This is a genomic window from Flavobacterium rivuli WB 3.3-2 = DSM 21788 (assembly GCF_000378485.1).
In the GTDB taxonomy this organism is placed as follows: Bacteria; Bacteroidota; Bacteroidia; order Flavobacteriales; family Flavobacteriaceae; genus Flavobacterium; species Flavobacterium rivuli.
On sequence record NZ_KB899973.1, the window covers coordinates 1 to 18396 of the forward strand.

Annotated in this window: 12 protein-coding genes; 4 read left to right on the top strand and 8 right to left on the bottom strand. The window is 39.8% G+C overall.

The window, feature by feature from the left end:
* A partial coding sequence (locus tag F565_RS23120) for a transposase (protein WP_020213684.1) occupies nucleotides 1-190 on the bottom strand: 190 nt, incomplete at its 3' end.
* Nucleotides 191-314: 124 nt separating this feature from the next.
* Nucleotides 315-1409: a redox-regulated ATPase YchF gene (gene ychF, locus F565_RS0116160; RefSeq protein ID WP_020214283.1), complete on the bottom strand. Its 1095-nt coding sequence runs from the start codon at nucleotides 1407-1409 to the stop codon at nucleotides 315-317.
* A 258-nt stretch (nucleotides 1410-1667) separates the two neighbouring features.
* Here ychF and F565_RS0116165 point away from each other — a divergent pair, with 258 nt between their 5' ends.
* A complete protein-coding gene (locus tag F565_RS0116165) occupies nucleotides 1668-2204 on the top strand; it encodes a hypothetical protein (protein WP_020214284.1) in 537 nt (178 codons plus the stop codon).
* 155 nt (nucleotides 2205-2359) lie between these two features.
* Here the strand turns inward: F565_RS0116165 and F565_RS0116170 are convergent, their stop codons facing one another.
* Nucleotides 2360-2713 (bottom strand): 4Fe-4S dicluster domain-containing protein, encoded by a 354-nt coding sequence (locus F565_RS0116170; RefSeq protein ID WP_020214285.1) that lies wholly within the window; start codon nucleotides 2711-2713, stop codon nucleotides 2360-2362.
* A 71-nt stretch (nucleotides 2714-2784) separates the two neighbouring features.
* On the opposite strand from F565_RS0116170, the gene F565_RS0116175 reads away from it, so the two are divergent.
* The 3 genes from F565_RS0116175 (at nucleotide 2785) to F565_RS0116185 (ending at nucleotide 6100) form a co-directional block, all read left to right on the top strand.
* Nucleotides 2785-3843, top strand: a complete 1059-nt coding sequence (locus tag F565_RS0116175; protein ID WP_020214286.1) for an acyl-CoA reductase — start codon at nucleotides 2785-2787, stop codon at nucleotides 3841-3843.
* A gap of 83 nt (nucleotides 3844-3926) precedes the next feature.
* Nucleotides 3927-4997, top strand: a complete 1071-nt coding sequence (gene serC / locus F565_RS0116180) for a 3-phosphoserine/phosphohydroxythreonine transaminase (protein ID WP_020214287.1) — start codon at nucleotides 3927-3929, stop codon at nucleotides 4995-4997.
* A gap of 140 nt (nucleotides 4998-5137) precedes the next feature.
* Nucleotides 5138-6100, top strand: coding sequence for a D-2-hydroxyacid dehydrogenase (locus tag F565_RS0116185; protein ID WP_020214288.1), 963 nt, complete (start codon nucleotides 5138-5140; stop codon nucleotides 6098-6100).
* Nucleotides 6101-6278: 178 nt separating this feature from the next.
* On the opposite strand, the gene F565_RS0116190 is transcribed toward F565_RS0116185, so the two are convergent.
* The 5 genes from F565_RS0116190 to F565_RS0116210 form a co-directional block, all read right to left on the bottom strand.
* Nucleotides 6279-8918, bottom strand: coding sequence for a glycoside hydrolase family 2 (locus F565_RS0116190; protein ID WP_020214289.1), 2640 nt, complete (start codon nucleotides 8916-8918; stop codon nucleotides 6279-6281).
* Nucleotides 8918-11266, bottom strand: a complete 2349-nt coding sequence (locus F565_RS0116195; RefSeq protein ID WP_020214290.1) for a glycoside hydrolase family 95 protein — start codon at nucleotides 11264-11266, stop codon at nucleotides 8918-8920. The genes F565_RS0116190 and F565_RS0116195 overlap by 1 nt, the downstream gene beginning before the upstream one ends.
* A 9-nt stretch (nucleotides 11267-11275) precedes the next feature.
* On the bottom strand, nucleotides 11276-13549 hold the full coding sequence (locus tag F565_RS0116200; RefSeq protein ID WP_020214291.1) for a GH92 family glycosyl hydrolase: 2274 nt from the start codon (nucleotides 13547-13549) through the stop codon (nucleotides 11276-11278).
* A gap of 109 nt (nucleotides 13550-13658) precedes the next feature.
* Nucleotides 13659-16595, bottom strand: coding sequence for a glycosyl hydrolase 2 galactose-binding domain-containing protein (locus F565_RS0116205; RefSeq protein WP_020214292.1), 2937 nt, complete (start codon nucleotides 16593-16595; stop codon nucleotides 13659-13661).
* A 247-nt stretch (nucleotides 16596-16842) separates the two neighbouring features.
* A complete protein-coding gene (locus F565_RS0116210; RefSeq protein WP_020214293.1) occupies nucleotides 16843-18372 on the bottom strand; it encodes a RagB/SusD family nutrient uptake outer membrane protein in 1530 nt (509 codons plus the stop codon).
* Nucleotides 18373-18396: the final 24 nt, after the last annotated feature.

The window sequence follows — 18396 nt, forward strand, 5'->3', positions numbered from 1 at the left end:
TCACCTTCAAAAGCATTTTGGGATGGTACCCAGGATTTCCTTCTTTACTATAGGCTTCAAGTAACGGCTGGATATTTATTTTCTCTACAACGGAGTTAATAACCCGGACCGGATGATGCGCAGGTATTAATTCATCAAACGAATGAGGGAAAAGAGTCGACTGGTTCTGGTTGTAGGGCTTAAATTTCATCGCTTAAAATATTGATAATCAATACTTGAATATAATAAAAAATAAACTTTCTGCCAAAAAAATGCATAAAAAAACCGCCTCAGTTTTGAGACGGCTTCTTTGCAATTTATAATATTATAATCAACTACACATTAAACCTAAAGTGCATAACGTCTCCGTCTTTTACAATATATTCTTTACCCTCTACACGTAGTTTTCCTGCTTCTTTAACTTTAGCTTCGGTACCATAAGTAACGTAGTCTTCATAAGCAATAACCTCTGCACGGATAAAACCTTTTTCAAAATCGGTATGGATAACACCCGCAGCCTGCGGCCCTGTATCGCCCACGTTAATAGTCCATGCCCTTACCTCTTTAACACCTGCTGTAAAATAGGTTTGCAGGTTAAGTAGTTTGTAAGCCGAACGTATAAGTGCCGATGATCCCGGTTCTTTAAGACCAAGATCTTCAAGGAACATCTGGCGCTCTTCATAGGTTTCAAGTTCTGTAATATCAGCCTCGGTGCCTACAGCAAGAAACATAACCTGTGCATTTTCGTCTTTAACAAGCTCGCGCACCTGCTCTACATAAGCGTTACCTGTTGCAGCAGCATTTTCGTCTACATTACAAACATATAATACCGGCTTAGTTGTAATAAGCTGAAAGCTTTCTAAAAGTTCTACTTCATCGGCATTTTGAGGAATAACTGTACGTGCAGATTTTGCTTGTAGCAATGTTTCCCTAATCCTGTCCAGCAAAGCCTCTTCGGTCTGGGCTTCCTTATTACCTGTCTTGGCAGCACGGCGCACTTTTTCAAGGCGTTTTTCTACCGTTTCAAGGTCTTTAAGTTGTAGCTCTATATCTATAGTTTCTTTATCACGAATAGGGTTTACACTACCATCTACGTGAATAATATTATCGTTATCAAAACAGCGCAATACGTGAATGATGGCATTACACTCCCTTATATTACCAAGAAACTGGTTACCTAAACCCTCGCCACGGCTGGCGCCTTTTACAAGGCCGGCAATATCTACAATATCTACCGTTGCAGGCTGTACACGCTCCGGGTTTACCAGTTGCTCCAGTTTTTCAAGCCTTGGGTCGGGCACGTTTACCACTCCTATATTAGGCTCTATGGTACAAAACGGAAAGTTGGCACTCTGCGCCTTAGCGTTAGACAAACAATTAAAAAGTGTTGATTTACCCACGTTTGGCAATCCTACTATCCCTGCTTTCATGTATATACTTGTTTTTTGAGGGTGCAAATATAGGAGTTTTGAAATTAATATAATAGTGACTGAGGTACTGAGTTTCTTAGATACTTAGAATTTTCTAAAACTGTAAAAAACTAAGCCTCTTTAATACTAAGAAGCTCAGAACCTAAGAACCTTACACCCTCATTTGCTTAACTTTACCAATACATTATGTTTTTGTAAGAACTTATTTAACATTGTGCTTCTACCTTTGTGAAAGTTAACAACTTAAATAAACAAATCATGAAAAATTTCGCAATAGCAATACTACTTGCTTTGGGCCTTTCGGCAACTGCGCAGGTAAACCAAAATGTTACTAAAGAAAGCACAACCACTACTGTAAAAGTAAACGATGGTACAGGTACACCCAAAAAATTGGTTAAAACTCAAAACACAGAATCGGTTAACGCCATAGAGATTAAAGATGCTAACTCAAAGAAACTTAATAAAGAATCGGTAGAGACTACGCCACAAGTTGTATCTACAACATCTGTAGAAAGAGATAATGGCTTTAACGCACGTGTAGGCCAGATAAGCAACTATCAAATGGCAGGTAAAGACTACATTTTTGTATCAGAAAAAGCAGGTTACCGCATTGCAACGCCAGATAATAAGGATTATGCTAAAGTAAGGAGAACATCTAACGGGCAATATATATATAAAACACCAACAGCAACATCTATAGGATACTTTAATCCTGAAGGAAATTTTGTGGTAGAAACGTATGATGACAAAACCGATGGTGTAATGGTAGAAACGTACACCAAGGTTATAAAATAATTTAAACTATTGGTTAGGTAAATTACTATGAAAAAGGAAAATCCTGAAGTTATGCTTCAGGATTTTTTTATTTTAATTATTTAGTAGATTTAAATTTGATACAGAATTATGCCTTACTGCAATTCAATCTGAAGTCAAATCAAAAATCTCAATTATCACTCATCGCCGTGCAAAAATGCCTGGCGGTTAAGCAATGTTTCTTCGCTCTCAACATAATTATCATCGGGTACGCAGCAGTCTACCGGGCAAACGGCAGCACACTGTGGCTCGTCATGAAAACCCTTACACTCAGTACATTTACCGGGTACTATGTAGTACACGTCGTCGCTTATAGGTGTAAAAGGCGCATCGGCATCTACTTCCTCCCCGCTTGGTAAAACTATTTTACCACGCAGTTTAGTACCGTCTTTATACCTCCAGTCATCCGCACCTTCATATATGGCGGTGTTGGGGCACTCCGGTTCGCAGGCACCGCAGTTTATACATTCGTCTGTTATAATGATTGCCATGGCTTATTTTAGTATTTAATAACGTAAATTTGCAGCAAAATTACGTCCAAATCCATTCATAAGCAAACATAATGACGTTAACAGAATCAAAAAAAGCGTTTATAGAGCTTGGCAAATTTCTTTCACAGTTCTCTCTAAGCACTAATGAGCCCAATGAGGCTGTATTGCATAACGCAATATTTTATAACGATTTTATTACTTTAATAGAGTTATCGCAGTCGCATAACGGCTGGTTTACACAGAAGCAGGTTTATTTTGCCATACAGCAATGGGCCGCAGCCCTTACCCCACATAACCTTGACGAATGGCTTAAACGGTACGACCTTAATACCAACGAACCTAAAACCGTTGGGCTAATACTTGCCGGAAACATTCCGTTGGTAGGGTTTCACGATTTTTTATCAGTGTTGGTAACAGGACACAAAGCATTGGTAAAATTATCATCTAACGATAAGCACCTCTTGCCCTTTCTTGCCAACTACCTTATTGCTGTAGAGCCCGCAATGGCCGACAGGATAACTTTTACCGAAGAAAAAATGGAAGGCTTTGATGCTGTGATAGCTACAGGCAGTAACAACACAGCACGTTATTTTGAATATTACTTCAGGAACAAGCCAAGCATCATCCGCAAAAGCAGAAACTCTCTGGCTGTGCTTACCGGCAAAGAAACTACAGAAGATTTAACAGCGTTAGGTGAAGATATATTTAGGTATTTTGGGCTTGGATGCCGTAACGTATCTAAACTGTTTGTACCGAGGGATTATGACTTTAAAAACTTTTTTGAAGCCATGTATGCTTATAAGGATGTTATTTTTTATGATAAATATGCCAATAATTACGACTATAATAAGGCTGTTTTTTTAATGAGTAATTTTAAATTGCTGGACAACGAATTCCTTACCATAAAAGAAGATAAAAGTTATGCATCGCCTATTTCGAGCGTGTTTTATGAATTTTATGATGATATTGCTGAAATTGAAGAGCGCCTGGACGCCGAACATGAACAAATTCAGTGCGTTGTAGGTAACAGTGGTATAAAAAACAGCATTGCTTTTGGGCAAACACAGCAACCCGGATTGTTAGATTATGCCGATAATGTAGATACAATTTTATTTCTGTCAAAAATATAGCGATATTTTTTATAAAAATTTTAGTGGATATTCTGTCTTTAATTATCAAATTTGCATGAGTTTTTTAAAGCAACACAACAACCATGAAAAAACACAATTTTAGTGCAGGACCATCTATCCTGCCGCAGGAAGTATTTGAAAAAGCTGCACAAGCTGTATTAAACTTTAATGATTCCGGACTATCATTACTGGAAATATCGCACCGCAGTAAAGATTTTGTAGCCGTAATGGACGATGCCCGTGCCCTTGTATTAGAGCTTATGGGATTAACCGGAAAAGGTTACCAGGCTATATTTCTTGGCGGTGGCGCAAGCCTTGAGTTTGCACGCATACCTTACAACTTACTAAAAGAAGGCGGCAAAGCGGCTTATCTTGATACCGGTACATGGGCTGCAGCGGCTATTAAAGAAGCGAAGCTTTTTGGCGAAACAGTTGTAGTGGCATCCTCTAAATCAGATAACTATAACAATATACCTACGGGCTATACCGTTCCTGCCGATGCAGATTATTTTCACTGCACGAGCAACAACACCATCTTTGGTACACAAATGCAACAATTCCCGGATGTAAATGTCCCATTGGTTTGCGATATGAGCTCAGATATATTTTCGCGCCAGCTTGATTTTTCAAAATTCGGGATTATTTATGCCGGTGCACAAAAAAATATGGGTCCTGCAGGTGCTACCCTTATTGTAATTAAAGAAGAGCTGCTTGGCAAAACAGGCAGGGCTATACCGGCTATGCTGGATTACAAACAGCATGTAGATAAAGAGAGCATGTACAACACGCCTCCTGTGTTTGCTGTGTATACCTCTTACCTTACGTTACAATGGCTTAAAGCCAACGGCGGCATAGAAGGTGCCGAAAAGAAAAATAATGCGAAGGCAGAACTGCTTTATAATGAAATAGACCGTAACCCTTTATTTGTGGGTACTGCCAAAACAGATGACCGTTCTAAAATGAACGTTTGCTTCCTGCTTAAGGACGAAGCACATGCAGAGGAATTTGATAAACTTTGGAAAGCTGCCGGAATAAGCGGCTTACCGGGACACCGCTCTGTAGGTGGTTATCGAGCCTCTATATACAATGCTATGCCTATAGAAAGCGTACAGGTACTTGTAAATGTAATGCAGGAACTGGAGCGTAGCATTTAATTTGTTTAAAGTTTAAAGTTTCAGGTTGCCACTCATACTGCCAAGCTGAACTCAAAAATAATATAATCCCTAAAGTTTCAGTTTTTAGATTATGAGTGAGCTCAATCTTAATTCTGAAATCTAAAATCATAAATTAAAAGATGAAAATATTAGCAAATGATGGTATCTCTAAAAGTGGCATTATAGCCCTGGAAGATGCCGGTTTTGAAGTTATAACTACAAAAGTAGCACAGGAACAGGTAGCAAATTATATTAATGCTAACGATGTAAAGGTTATCCTTGTGCGAAGCGCCACTAAAGTGTGTAAAGATATTATAGATGCCTGCCCGGGGCTTAAAATTATAGGCCGTGGCGGTGTAGGTATGGATAACATAGATGTAGAATATGCCCGCGAAAAAAGTATCCACGTTATAAATACCCCTGCTTCGTCATCAGATTCTGTTGCTGAGCTGGTTTTTGCACACCTTTTTACAGGCGTGCGTTTTCTTTATGATTCTAACCGCAATATGCCCCTTGAAGGGGATACCAATTTTGAGGGCCTTAAGAAAGCCTATGCAAATGGTATAGAGCTTCGTGGTAAAACTTTAGGTATTATAGGCTTTGGCCGTATAGGGCGTTCTGTAGCACGTGTAGCGTTAGGGTTAGGAATGAAAGTTATTGCTGCAGATAAATTTGTAGGCAGTGCAGAAATTAAAGTTGATTTTTATAACGGCCAGTTTATTAACGTAGATATTGTTACAGAACCTCTTGAAGACCTGTTTAAGCATGCCGACTTTATAACGCTTCACGTTCCTGCACAGGATGGTGGTTACGTATTAGGTAAAGAACAGTTTGATGCTCTTAAAGACGGCGTGGGTATTGTAAATGCTTCGCGTGGTGGTGTAATTAACGAAGTAGAACTTATTGATGCGTTAGACAGTGGTAAGGTTGCCTTTGCAGGATTAGATGTTTTTGAAACAGAACCTACTCCGGCAGTACAAATACTTATGCACCCAAAAATTTCGCTTACACCACATATAGGGGCTGCAACGCTTGAAGCGCAGGACCGTATAGGAACCGAGCTGGCCGATCAGATATCAAGCCTTTTAAAAACAGAGAAGTAGAGATGTTGCATTGCAACATATAAGATTTTCTTCACAATGAATTCGTCCTGACTTTTTTGATTGAAGCTAAAAGATCATTTTTGCAGCCAATTGAAAAAAGTCAACATAAGTTAAATATAAATGAGGCTGTCTAAAAAAAGGCAGCCTCGTTTTATTATTTACAGTTTTGCAATCCTTATTAATATATTTTCCGAAGCTGTAATCCATTAAGTATTGCTTCGCCCCGGTTTGTTTTAAAATCAATAGTAATACCTTTAACATCTTTTACAGTAACCGTAATTTTAGTATTATAAGCTTGTATTGGTACCAGATAATTTTCGTTAGATAAATTTTCAAGTATTGTAAATCCATTAATAATAACATCAAAGCTACGGCCTGTAAAACTATTTTTCTGTGCTACGGCACTTTTATCAAGGTTGTACACCAGCTTTTCTTGTTGTTCTTTGGTCAGCAATTCAGCAAAATGCAGGGTAACTTCATAAACGCCATCGGGAACATCAGCCTTAAAGGAGTTAAGCCCTGTGCGTTGGGTTTCGTACATTGCATCATAAGGCGTACCCAGTATATTACGTGATGACCCATAACGGTCGCCCTTTTCGTCTTCCTTATATACCTTACCCCCTATGTAACCCCAGCTTCCGGGTGTATATTCCTGCTCCGGTACCCAGGCTTCGTGGGTAATATCGTCCATAAACATACGATAATCACCAAGGCTTACATTTAGTGTCGTGAACGGATTATTTTTTACTTTAAGATTGTTCGCAATTACATGAAAATTAATTGTTGCAAAGTCTTCTTCATTATTAGATGCCACAGCCTTTAAATGATTGTCTCCATTGCCAAAAATAACATCAAAAACTGCTTTACCGTTAACAACCTTTTGTGTACCTACTTTCATATAATTTGCAAATAATGTAACCTCTGCCTGATTGCTATATACAGTTACAGGCTGTGTTGCCGTAGCCTCTTTACCAGCATCAGCTACCTGTGCGCGGCTGTTCCAGTTACTGCCACCAATTTTTATAAAAGGGACTTTAGACAGCAATGCCTTATAAATATAATAAATGTCTTTAGGTTTCCTTTCGGTTGTAAGCAATCCCTTATTATTAACGTGTGGCACTGCCTCCTGCCTGCCTTCATTTACAAATTCAACTAAATTCCACATTATTGCCCCGCTTATAAAGGTGTATTTCATTATGGTTTTAAGGTAAGCATCATGGTACATGTTGGTATACTCCTGCGTTTTATCAAACCGTGTAGGTTTAAAATTATGCAGGCGATAATCTGCATCGGCACCATATTCTGATATAATGAGCGGCTTTTCAGGAAATTCATTATGATGGCGCAGCACAAAAGTTTCAAAATCTTCAAACTTGCCACTATACCATCCCTGGTATAGGTTCCAACCCGCTATCATAGGTATATCTATCAGGCCTATACGTTTATATAAATCAAAATCGCCGTGGAAAGCAACCATGGTAAAACGGGCAGGATCTTCTTCCCTGCAAAGGTTCTCCAGTTTTTGGGCGAGGTTGTGCAGGTTTTTCCAGTACTGTTCGCGTTCAAGAGTTTTTTCTTTGTGCAAGGGCTGAATAAGCACCTCGTTCATGTAACTCCATATGATAACGCTTGGGTGGTTATAATTCTGTCGAATCATTTCGCACTGCATGTTAAGCATTGTGCGCGTATAGCCCTCACTTTCGGTAACCTGGTTGTTGCCGGGAGTCTCTACTGCGGTAAGAATACCAAGGCGGTCGCAGGCTTCCATAATGGCAGGATCCTGCGGGTAATGCGATACTCTGAGAAAGCTACCTCCCATATCTTTAAGCCATTGTACATCATTTATATGCAGTGCATCCGGTAGCGCCGATCCAATTTCTTTATAATCCTGATGGCGGCTTGCCCCCATAATTTTATAGGGCTCTCCGTTAAGGGAAAAACCTTTATCGGCATTAAAGCTAAACCACCTAAAGCCTAAAGGATTAGTAACTTCATCCAGTACTTTACCGGTTTTAGCATCGGTCAAAGTATTTACAACTTTGTACAGGTTAGGATGTTCAGGACTCCATAGTTGTGGCGATTTTATGCCTTTTATATTGGCAACAAAGCTACCATCTTTATTAGGTCTACTATCTGTTTTAGCTACCTGAATGCCTTTCCTGTCATATACTGTTGTAATTATTTTTACTTTCTGAAAAGCGTTAACTTTACCTTTTACATTTACAGTTGCATTGTCTTCAGACACTTGTGGCGTACTGATAAATACACCGTTGGTTGCGTAATTATCCATATCAAAATGATTGGCATCTGCAACAAGTAGATACACATCGCGGTAAAGGCCACCATACACGCTAAAGTCGCCACCTAAAGGGGCAATATCAGGATCATGGCTGTTGTCAAGTTTTACCCTTAAAATGTTTTTGCCCTCATGAACCTGCTTAGTGATATCAAAGCTAAAAGCAAGATACGAACCCGCATGTGTACCTACGCTTTTACCATTAATAAATACTTCTGCCAGTTGCGATGCACCTTCAAAATATACATAGATAGTTTTGCCCGTCCAGCCTTTGGGTAAAAAAATTTCTTTTTGATACCAGCCTATACCACGAAAATATCCCGGTGTATCATCCATAACATCATCGGCATTCCAGGTATGGGGTATATTTATGGTTTGCCAGTAATCTGGGGCAGTTTCGTTTTCATCACTACCTTTATGAAATTGCCATGACGTATTAATACTCTGCTTAATACGCTGGGCATTAGCAATAACTGGCGTTAACAAAATAGCTATGAAAGCAACTATGTTTTTAATTTTCATTATATTTTTTTAGAAGTAACCTCTTTTAATTCTCCGTTTATTTTTACCTTCACTTTTTCAGAAGAAACTGACAGTACTTCAAATTTAGTTATCTTTCCTTCTTTCCAGTCAAAATTTAATGTAAAACCACCTTGCGCTTTTAGCCCTTTTACACTACCATATTTTGCCCAGGCAGCAGGAATAGCAGGCAGCAGCTCTATAAAACCGGCATGGCTCTGCACAAGCATCTCGCCAAAACCTGCGGTAGCGCCAAAATTGCCATCTATCTGGAATGGTGGCCCTGCTGATAGCAAGTTAGGGTATACACCACCACCTGCACCATAATTTATATCTGTTGCAAGCGTGGGGCGCAAAATAGTTTTTAGCAACTTGTTAGCTCTTTCGCCGTCCTTAAGCCGTGCCCAGAACAATTGCTTGTAAGCAATAGACCAGCTTGGGCCGTCGTCTCCCCTAACCTCAAGTGTTTTTTTAGCGGCTTCAGCCAGTTGTGGCGTAGCTTCTGGTGTAATTAGTGATGCGGGGTACAACCCATATAAATGCGATACATGGCGGTGCGTAGGCTCGGGCTCTTTGTATGGTTTTAGCCATTCCTGAACCCTTCCATCGGGGCTTACTACTCCCGGAGGTGGCAGTTGTGCCAGCTTATGCTGCAACTGGTTTCGCAAATCGGCATCGAGGCCAAGTGTTTGCGAAGCTGTAATTACATTGTTAAATAATTCCCTCACGATCTGGTTGTCAATAGTTGGCCCCATGCATACATGCGACACCTGCCCGTCGGGTAAATAAAATGAATTTTCGGGCGACACCGATGGCGATGTTACCAGCCACCCTGTTTCAGGCTCTATGGTAAGCATGCTGTTGTAGAATTGTGCTGATCCTTTTATTATAGGATATATTTCGGCTAAATATTTATTATCATTGCTAAACAAATAGTGTTGCCACAGGTTGTTACACATCCACCCTGAACCTGCCTTAGCCGATCCCCACGAAGCGCTCTCGCCCGGTTCTGTATAACCCCAAACATTAGTAATTACGTGTGCTATCCAACCCTCGGCATTGTAATATGCCTTTGCCGTTTTTTCGCCATAAGGCACCATATTTTTCATAAGGTCTTTAAGAGGCAGGTTAAGTTCGCCCAGATTGGCAACTTCAAGCGGCCACAGGTTCATTTGTATGTTTACGTCAAGATGGTAATCGCCATTCCATGGGGTTTGCACCTGATTAGCCCAAAGCCCCTGTAAATTTGGAGGTAGTAATCCCGCGCGGGTGCTGCTTATTGCCAGATACCTGCCAAACTGAAAGAACAGTACCGAAAGCGTATTGTCTTCGTCCGGCTTTTTGGTAAAAGCATCAAGGCGTTCATTAGTGGGCAGTGTGTTTTTTGTGCTTTCTCCAAGCGATACACTTACACGGTTAAATAGTTTCTGGTAATTTATAATATGACTATTCTTCAGGCTGTCATATTTTTTAGACAAGGCTGTAGCCAACGTGTTATCAACAGTTCTTTCAAAATTTTTATCTTTAAAATCAGTGCCCGATGCTACGTAAATAATAACCTCTGTAGCATTGCTTACAGTTAATGTTTTGTTACCTGAAGATAGCTTACCATCTTTTAGCTGCGTTTTAACCACTGTTTTATATTTCATGCCGTTGCCGCCTTTGCCATCGTTAAGGGCACCGCTCATAACAAGTGAATTATCTTTGCTTATAACCGTTTCAAAACGTTCCGGCCTGTCGAGCTGCATTGTAAAATTAAGTGCACCTTTTTTATTAGAGGTTAGTTTTACAGCTAATACATCATCGCTAAATCCTGCAAAATATTCACGGGTATACGTTACACCATTTACCGTAAATTGTGTTGCTGCAACAGCAGTTTGCAGGTTAAGGTGTCTTTTATAATTACTATACTTTATCTCTTTAGCCAGTTTACCATAATCAAAATTAAGGTTAAGGTTACCCAGAACCTGATAGCATCCAAATTGTACATTGGCACCATTTCCACTACCAGAGCCCGGGCCTGTACATATAAAATTTTTGTTAACCAGTTTTTCGGCTTCTACATTTTTACCGGCAAGAAGCAGTTCTTTTATTTTTGGCAGAGAGGTATATGCATTATAATTATTAGCATCCTGCGGAGAACCGCTCCATAAGGTAATATCGTTAAGAACCAATTTTTCGGTTGTTACACCTCCATCGGGCATAAGTCCAAGCCGGCCGTTGCCAAGCGGCAATGTTTCTTCCCAAACTGCTGCAGGTTTGGTGTACCATAATTCAAGTGGGTTAGTCTGGCTAAAGCCCAATACAGGCAGCAATAGCAGGAGTTTTAATATATGCTTAATGGTATTCATAGTCGAAGTTTAATTATAAATAATATTTTCAGGCCTGTCATCAGCTCCAGTACCCCATTTTTTATTTGGGGCACCGCCCATTGTAAATTCGAGCACACCGCCTTTTACAATGTCCTGTTGCGTAATATAAGTTTTGGTATAGGCTTTACCATTAAGTTTGGCGCTTTGTATATAAACATTTTTAGCTGAAGCATTTTTTGCAATAACAGTAAACGATTTTAACTCACTAATTTGTATCGTAGCTTTTTTAAGTGCCGGAGTTCCTATTACATAGATACTGCTTGCCGGGTTAACAGGATAAAACCCCATAGCGCTAAAAATATACCACGAAGATAGTTCACCGCAATCATCATTACCGGCATAGCCGGATGATGTAGTGTTATACATTTTGTTCAATATTTCTGAGACATATTGCTGGGTTTTCCACGGCTGTCCTGCATAATTATATAGGTATGCAATATGATGGCTTGGCTCATTACCATGCGCATATTGCCCAATGAAACCAGATGCGTTATCATTCACTTCTTGTGGCTTATCTTCTAAGGTAAAAAAGGTATCCAGCTTTTGTGTAAATGCTTTATTACCTCCCACTAATCCTATCAAGCCCTTTACATCCTGGGGTACATACCAAAAATACTGCCAGCCATTTCCCTCTGTAAACGGGTAACCTCCATTTGCTCCGTATTTTAACGGGTCAAACGGGTCTATCCATTGTTTTTTATCATCTTTGGCCCTAAAAAAGCCAATTTGTTTATCGTACAGGTTTTTGTAAAACTGAGAGCGTTTTAGAAAACGGTTATAATCTTCGGCCTTATCAAGTTTTTTAGCCATTTGTGCCACACACCAGTCGTCATAAGCCATTTCGAGCGTGAGGGAAACCGACTGCGATTTTAAATTTTCGGGTATATAACCGTATTGTTCCCAGATACCGAATGGCGAACCGGGATGTTCTAAAAGAGATGAATTCTTTACAGCCTCATAAGCTGCATGAGCATCTATGCCTGGCAGCCCTTTAAGAACAGCATCGGTAATAACGGAAATAGAATGATTGCCTATCATACAATAATTTTCCTGACCCCATAATTGCCAGATGGGTAAATAACCGAAAGCTTTGTAGTGTAATAACATACTGTTTATAAAATCAGCAGAACGTTCGGGCTGAAGCAATGTATACAGCGGATGTGCAGCACGATAGGTATCCCATAAAGAAAATGTTGAGTAATACGGTTTAGCTGAATTTTTAGTCGTAAAATCGGCCGAGGGATAATCACCGTTTACATCAGATATTTGATTGGGCTGAATAAAAGTGTGGTATAATGCTGTATAAAATATTGTTTTTTGGTCGGGAGTTCCTTCAATCTTAATCTTGCTCAGTTCTTTTTCCCATGCAGTATCGGCAGCATTCACGGTTGCATTAAAATCCCATGCAGGAATTTCTGCCTGTACATTAAACCGTGCATTCTCAACACTTGTAGCTGATATCCCCACTTTTACAAGTACATCAGCATTTGCCGTATCAAAATCTAAAATTGCCTTTAGGGCAGTACCGTTTATAATAGTAACATTTTGGTAAAGGTTGCCGTTATCAGTCACCTGATTTTTGATGATGGGTTGCGAAAACTCAGCATGAAAAAACACCTTTCGCATAGGTGCCCAACCTGTTATAATACGATACCCTTCTACAGTATGGTTATTAGGAAATGATAATTGCGAGGCAATAATACGTGTATTCCAATCTGATTTTTTCATCGAGTGGTCAAGGTCGATGATTATGTGAGCCGATTTATTTTTAGGAAAGTTGTATTTATGAAATCCGGCATGGGTGGTTGCAGTAAGTTCAGCAGTAACATCATAGTCTTTAAGGTCAACTTTGTAATATCCGGGTTTTGCAATCTCATCTTTATGCAAAAATGCAGATTGGTAAGGGTTTGTACCTGCATCTTCCTTTATAATATCTCCGGTGAAGGGCATGACCAATACATCAAAAAACTCGGCAACACCGGTACCGCTCAGGTGGGTATGGCTAAAACCTGCAATGGTAGTGTCGTTATAATTATAGCCAGATGCCACACCCCAGTCGGGTATATTACGGGTATCCGGACTTAATTGCACCATACCAAAGGGTACCGTTGCACCAGGATAGTTATTGCCTGAAAGTGGCGAACCCACAATTGCTCCTGTGCCTATAAAAGGGTTTACATGGCTGGTTAGCTTTTCTGTTTGTGCTTTAAGGGTGATTGCTAAAAGTATTGTAGCAAAAATGTATATTATATTTATTTTCATTCATAACCTATATTAAAACCTACAAGGCCTTAAAGACCTTGCAGGCGGGAAAATTATAATTATAGATTCTCTAAGTTTTTAAGACCTTATGAGTATCAAAATATTTAAATTAATTATTGTAAGGAGCAGCCATAATTATAGGTTTTTCTCCGGTTTTAACCAATGCTTCTTCAAATTCTATCAGTACTTCGCGACTCTCACCTTTAAATAATGTAAAATAGTTATTGCTCATTATTGCAGGTAGTATCTGGTCATTAGTTTTACTGTTCAGCGCCTGTACACGTAAACCAAAAGCCACGCCGTCAGGACTCGAAACTTTAGCCGTGATATATTGTTTACCATTGCGTTTTACAATTTTAGAAGTTACGTTAAGCTTAACTTTTGGGAGCTCACTAAGAGCCTTAAAATCTTTCATGTTAATACCCCTCCAGTAAAAATTTTCGCTAATAAGCTTACCAGATGCTTCCTTAAGTTTTAGTTTAATAAAATGCACTTTGGTAAGCCCAGCAATATCGGCAGAGGCTGCGTATACTTTGAAATCAAACAATGAATAGCCCCAACCTGAACCACGTTTTACCCCCTGCATGCGCACGTATCTGGCAGGTGTTTCATCAAATGAAAGTGCCTCGGGGCCAGGTTTTCCATCCCTTACCATTATAACATCTGTCCATGTTTTTGCATCGGTGCTTAACTGTATTTTATATTCTTTGGCATAGGCATTTTCCCAATTTAGCACTACACGGTTTACCATGTGTTCGCCTTGCAGGTCTACATATATCCACTCTTCATCTTTATTGTCTGCCGACCAGCGGCTACTGTCATTACCATCATTTACGTCTGCAGGCTTCTCTCCCGAAGATGCCATAACCGGTTTTTGGAAGGCAAGATCCTGTTGGTTTGCATAAAATGGAATTACAAAACTCTCAGTCGCAGTATCCGAAAACGAATTTACTTTAGCAGATTGCCTGAATTTAGCAACTTCTTTACCATCCATATTGTAAATTGCGGCTTCTGCCTGAAGGTCTTTATAATCAGTACCTGTTGTATTAATAACTTTAACTGAGTTATTAGTGGGGTTCCATGAAACATGTAATGGCTCGCAGGCCGATTTAGTACCCCAGTAAGCTCCCGTAAGATCATAGTAATAATCATACGTTTGCCATACCATAGAAGGGTATGCACTTTGGCTCATCCACACCATAATACCCGATGCATCTTCCCACATGTGGTCTAACCAACCCTCATACATTGCTTTGTTGGTTTCTATATTAAGCAGCTGCGCTTTCTTAGTATAATCTTCAATACCTTTTGGCGCACCGTAGCGTTCAGTTATGCTTTTATCATAATTATCAGGAGATGCATTTCCTGCATTAGTACCAAAATAATGCTTGTTCCACATTTCATTTCTTGGCCAAAGGTCTTTTTCCGGAATAAATTTTCTTAAACTCTCTACATTAGGAAAAACAGCAGTACCAATTTCGCTGCGCAATCCCCAGCCGGGGCCATCGCCGGTACCAAAATAAGCTTCGGGATATTTAGTAAAATACCATCTTGGATCTTTATTTCCCCAAAGGCCGCTACCCGAAAGCCCCCCGGCATTAGAACATGCCTGGTATAGCCTGTCGTTGCCATCAAAAGTTTTAATATCTTCGGCAAGCCAGCCGCTTAATGGCGGTTGTGGTACACCCTCGTTATTACCACACCATACTGCTATGCAGGCATAGTTGCGGTAGCGCTTTACTTTCTCTACCGCATTTTCGTTAAAGGCATAAATATCTTGCGGTAAAGTAGGGTTAGAATTCAGCCAGAAATCGTCCCACACCATTATACCATATTTATCGCATGCCTGGTAAAACTCCTCATCGGTAGTAGAGCCAAGCCAGTTACGAATAATATTATAGTTCATTTCTTTATGCAGGCGCAGCTTAAGATCGTACTCTTCGCCACGGGCACGCAACATATACTCGCTCATACCCCAGTTACCTCCTTTTAAAAATACACGTTTACCATTAATCGAAACGTGCAGCACACCGCCCTCTTTATCATAACTGTATTTACGGATACCAAAAGTTACTTTCTTGCTATCCGTAACCTCATTACCTAGTTTAAGTTTAAATTCGCATGTATACAGGTTAGGGTCGCCATAGCCATTAGGCCACCATAGCGTAGGGTTAGCAATACTTAGCCCTGTAAACTGTTCTTTAGTAAGCGACACGGTTGTTGTCCTCCCCGCCTCTACGTCAAACTTTTTATTAAAAGCAATGTTGCCGGGCATAATAATACCCGCAAGTTCTCCCTGCAGGTTTTGTGACGAAACATTTTTTACATCTACTTTTATATCAAGGTCCGCACGGGCGTTGCTGGGAAGGTTAGTGCGAATCCACGGGTCTTCCATAACAATTTCACCGGTATTGGTAAGATAAACATCATCTGTAATACCAGAATTTAATCCAGGCACATAAGGTATCCAGTCCCAACTGGCACTTGCCACATAAGTAGGGCTGCCATAATTGTTAAGCGGTAATTGTGGTATAGAAACCAATATTGCCAAAACATTTGTGCCACTCCTGTTAGCAAGTTTTGTAATATCAAACTTGCCCCGCTGCATCATTCCGCTAAGAGTAGCTATCTTTTTACCATTCAGGTAAATATCGCCAAGGCGGTTTATCCCTTCAAAATTTAGCCAAATAATGTCTTTAGTAAAATTAGCAGGTACTTTAAACTCTGTACGATACCAATAGCTGCGATCGTATTTTGCACGATCCACTTTATGAATGTTATCGCCATAATTAGGATCTTTTTCAAGCCCTGCGGTAACATACGAGTTAAATACCGTTCCCGGCACAACGGCATTTACCCAGCTTGTAGTTCCATAGCCTGCATTAAGGATAGCCATACTGTCCTTGCCTATTTCGGCCTGTGGCTTTACTTTCCAGGTTACCGCCGGAGCATTAAGGCTGGACTTTATATTTTGCGAAAAAGCGCTCCATGGCAGGGCGCTTAATGCTAAAAAGAATAGTATTTTATGTGAGATATTTTTTATCATAATGTTTGTGTATAGTGTTTTGGTATTGGTTAAACTGGTTAATAGTTAGCATATAAATTATGAATGCCATTTTGAATGAAAGCAGTTAGCAGAAAATCTCACACATCTCTGTTACTACCTTCATCCAAAACGACATTCACTACCAAATTTATCCTAACTAACTCTAAAAATTATTAAACATATAAACCCAAATATATATTTAACCTTTTGCTCTCAAAAGAGCTTATGAAACCATCTATTAAACTTATTAATAACCCGGATTTTGATCGCCGGGGTTAATTTCCGGATTTTGACTAATTTCGCTCAACGGAATAGGATACAGATTATGGAACTCTGCAATAGTACCATTCTGGTTGGCCCATTTGTTGCGGGCTCTTACAAGCTGTACTAATTTACCAGTACGAAGAAGATCCATCCTTCTCCAGCCTTCAAAGGCAAGCTCACGCATGCGCTCATCAAGAATTTTTTCCCTAAACTCATTCTGAGAGTTTCCACTCCATGCCATGCCTGCAGGTAAAGTTCCACCAAAAGCACGAGTACGTACCTGATTAACATAACCTTCAGCATTACCTGTTTGTCCAAGTTCATTAAGTGCTTCAGCATACATTAACAATACATCGGCGTAACGAATGTATGGTTTGTTCTTTCCACACTGCCAGAATGATTGTGTGGCATCTGTACGGATATCTTCATATTTTTTAATATGTGGATCAAGTTCATCACCTCCAAAACCTGCTGGCAATGTCGGCCTCTGCCCACGATATGTAAAGTCGTAGCGGATACTAAGGTTTTTTCTTTGATCTCCTGTTTCCCATATCCCGCCTGCCGAGGTATCATTAAGACAATATTCTGTAGGTAAAATAAGATCATAACCTCCAAAGTATGCATACTGGTTTAAGTTAGCAACAGCCCTTGAGCCTGTTTGCCACTGTATTTGGTTGTTATCAGGATAGGTATTATTAAACTGAAACTCATATAGAGATTCCTGGTTATTTTGAAAGTTAGGATTGAATAATTTCGAATAATTATCCATTAAACTATAACGTCCCGAATTAATAACAGCTTCAAAAGCATTTTTTGCTAAAGTATAATCCCTCAACCCGGAGGCTTCTGGAGCTGTCATATATACTTTACCAAGCAATGCCTGCGCAACTCCTTTAGTTGGATACTGAGGGTTTTCCTGTGTAACAGGGAGCTTTTCTATAGCAACTAAAAGATCGTTTACAATGTAGTTAAAAACCTGATCTACTGGCTGACGTCTACCCCCAAATTCTGCCGAACGGCCTTTATCATTTATCGGAACTGATCCCCAATAAGTTCCTAATTCAAACATAACCGCTGCCCTTAAAAAACTGGCCTCTCCTAAAAGAAGGTCACGGCGTGCAGTATCTGGCTCTGTGTTAGAGTTTAAATAAAATATTGACAAGGCTGTTATGTTAACTATTGGCCAACGATCATTCCACTGGCCTCCCAATGCATTATTTTCCTGGCTTAAAAAGTTATTATATAAGTCAAGCCCGGCTTGGTTAGCATCGTTTATTACTTGATAAATACCTTGTTGAGATTCATCTGTACCGAGGTCAAAATAAAGTCCAGGCCGGTCTTTTCTTAAATTTCTCCAAGATGTAAAACTACCTAATAGTGCCGGCTCTATGTTATCCATTTTAGAGTACACCTGTGCCTCTGTCAAACCCGTTTGTGGTTCCTCTTCTAAAAAATCAGAGCAGGACGAGAAAAGTATTGTTAGTGCCATTGCGGCTAAAACTCTTGTTTTCATACTATTTTTTTTTATGTTTAATAC

Excerpts from the sequence above, each read along its gene's own strand:
- ychF (WP_020214283.1), bottom strand. The coding sequence starts at position 1,409 with ATGAAAGCAGGGATAGTAGGATTGCCAAACGTGGGTAAATCAACACTT.
- F565_RS0116165 (WP_020214284.1), top strand. The coding sequence starts at position 1,668 with ATGAAAAATTTCGCAATAGCAATACTACTTGCTTTGGGCCTTTCGGCA.
- F565_RS0116170 (WP_020214285.1), bottom strand. The coding sequence starts at position 2,713 with ATGGCAATCATTATAACAGACGAATGTATAAACTGCGGTGCCTGCGAA.
- F565_RS0116175 (WP_020214286.1), top strand. The coding sequence starts at position 2,785 with ATGACGTTAACAGAATCAAAAAAAGCGTTTATAGAGCTTGGCAAATTT.
- serC (WP_020214287.1), top strand. The coding sequence starts at position 3,927 with ATGAAAAAACACAATTTTAGTGCAGGACCATCTATCCTGCCGCAGGAA.
- F565_RS0116185 (WP_020214288.1), top strand. The coding sequence starts at position 5,138 with ATGAAAATATTAGCAAATGATGGTATCTCTAAAAGTGGCATTATAGCC.
- F565_RS0116190 (WP_020214289.1), bottom strand. The coding sequence starts at position 8,918 with ATGAAAATTAAAAACATAGTTGCTTTCATAGCTATTTTGTTAACGCCA.
- F565_RS0116195 (WP_020214290.1), bottom strand. The coding sequence starts at position 11,266 with ATGAATACCATTAAGCATATATTAAAACTCCTGCTATTGCTGCCTGTA.
- F565_RS0116200 (WP_020214291.1), bottom strand. The coding sequence starts at position 13,549 with ATGAAAATAAATATAATATACATTTTTGCTACAATACTTTTAGCAATC.
- F565_RS0116205 (WP_020214292.1), bottom strand. The coding sequence starts at position 16,595 with ATGATAAAAAATATCTCACATAAAATACTATTCTTTTTAGCATTAAGC.
- F565_RS0116210 (WP_020214293.1), bottom strand. The coding sequence starts at position 18,372 with ATGAAAACAAGAGTTTTAGCCGCAATGGCACTAACAATACTTTTCTCG.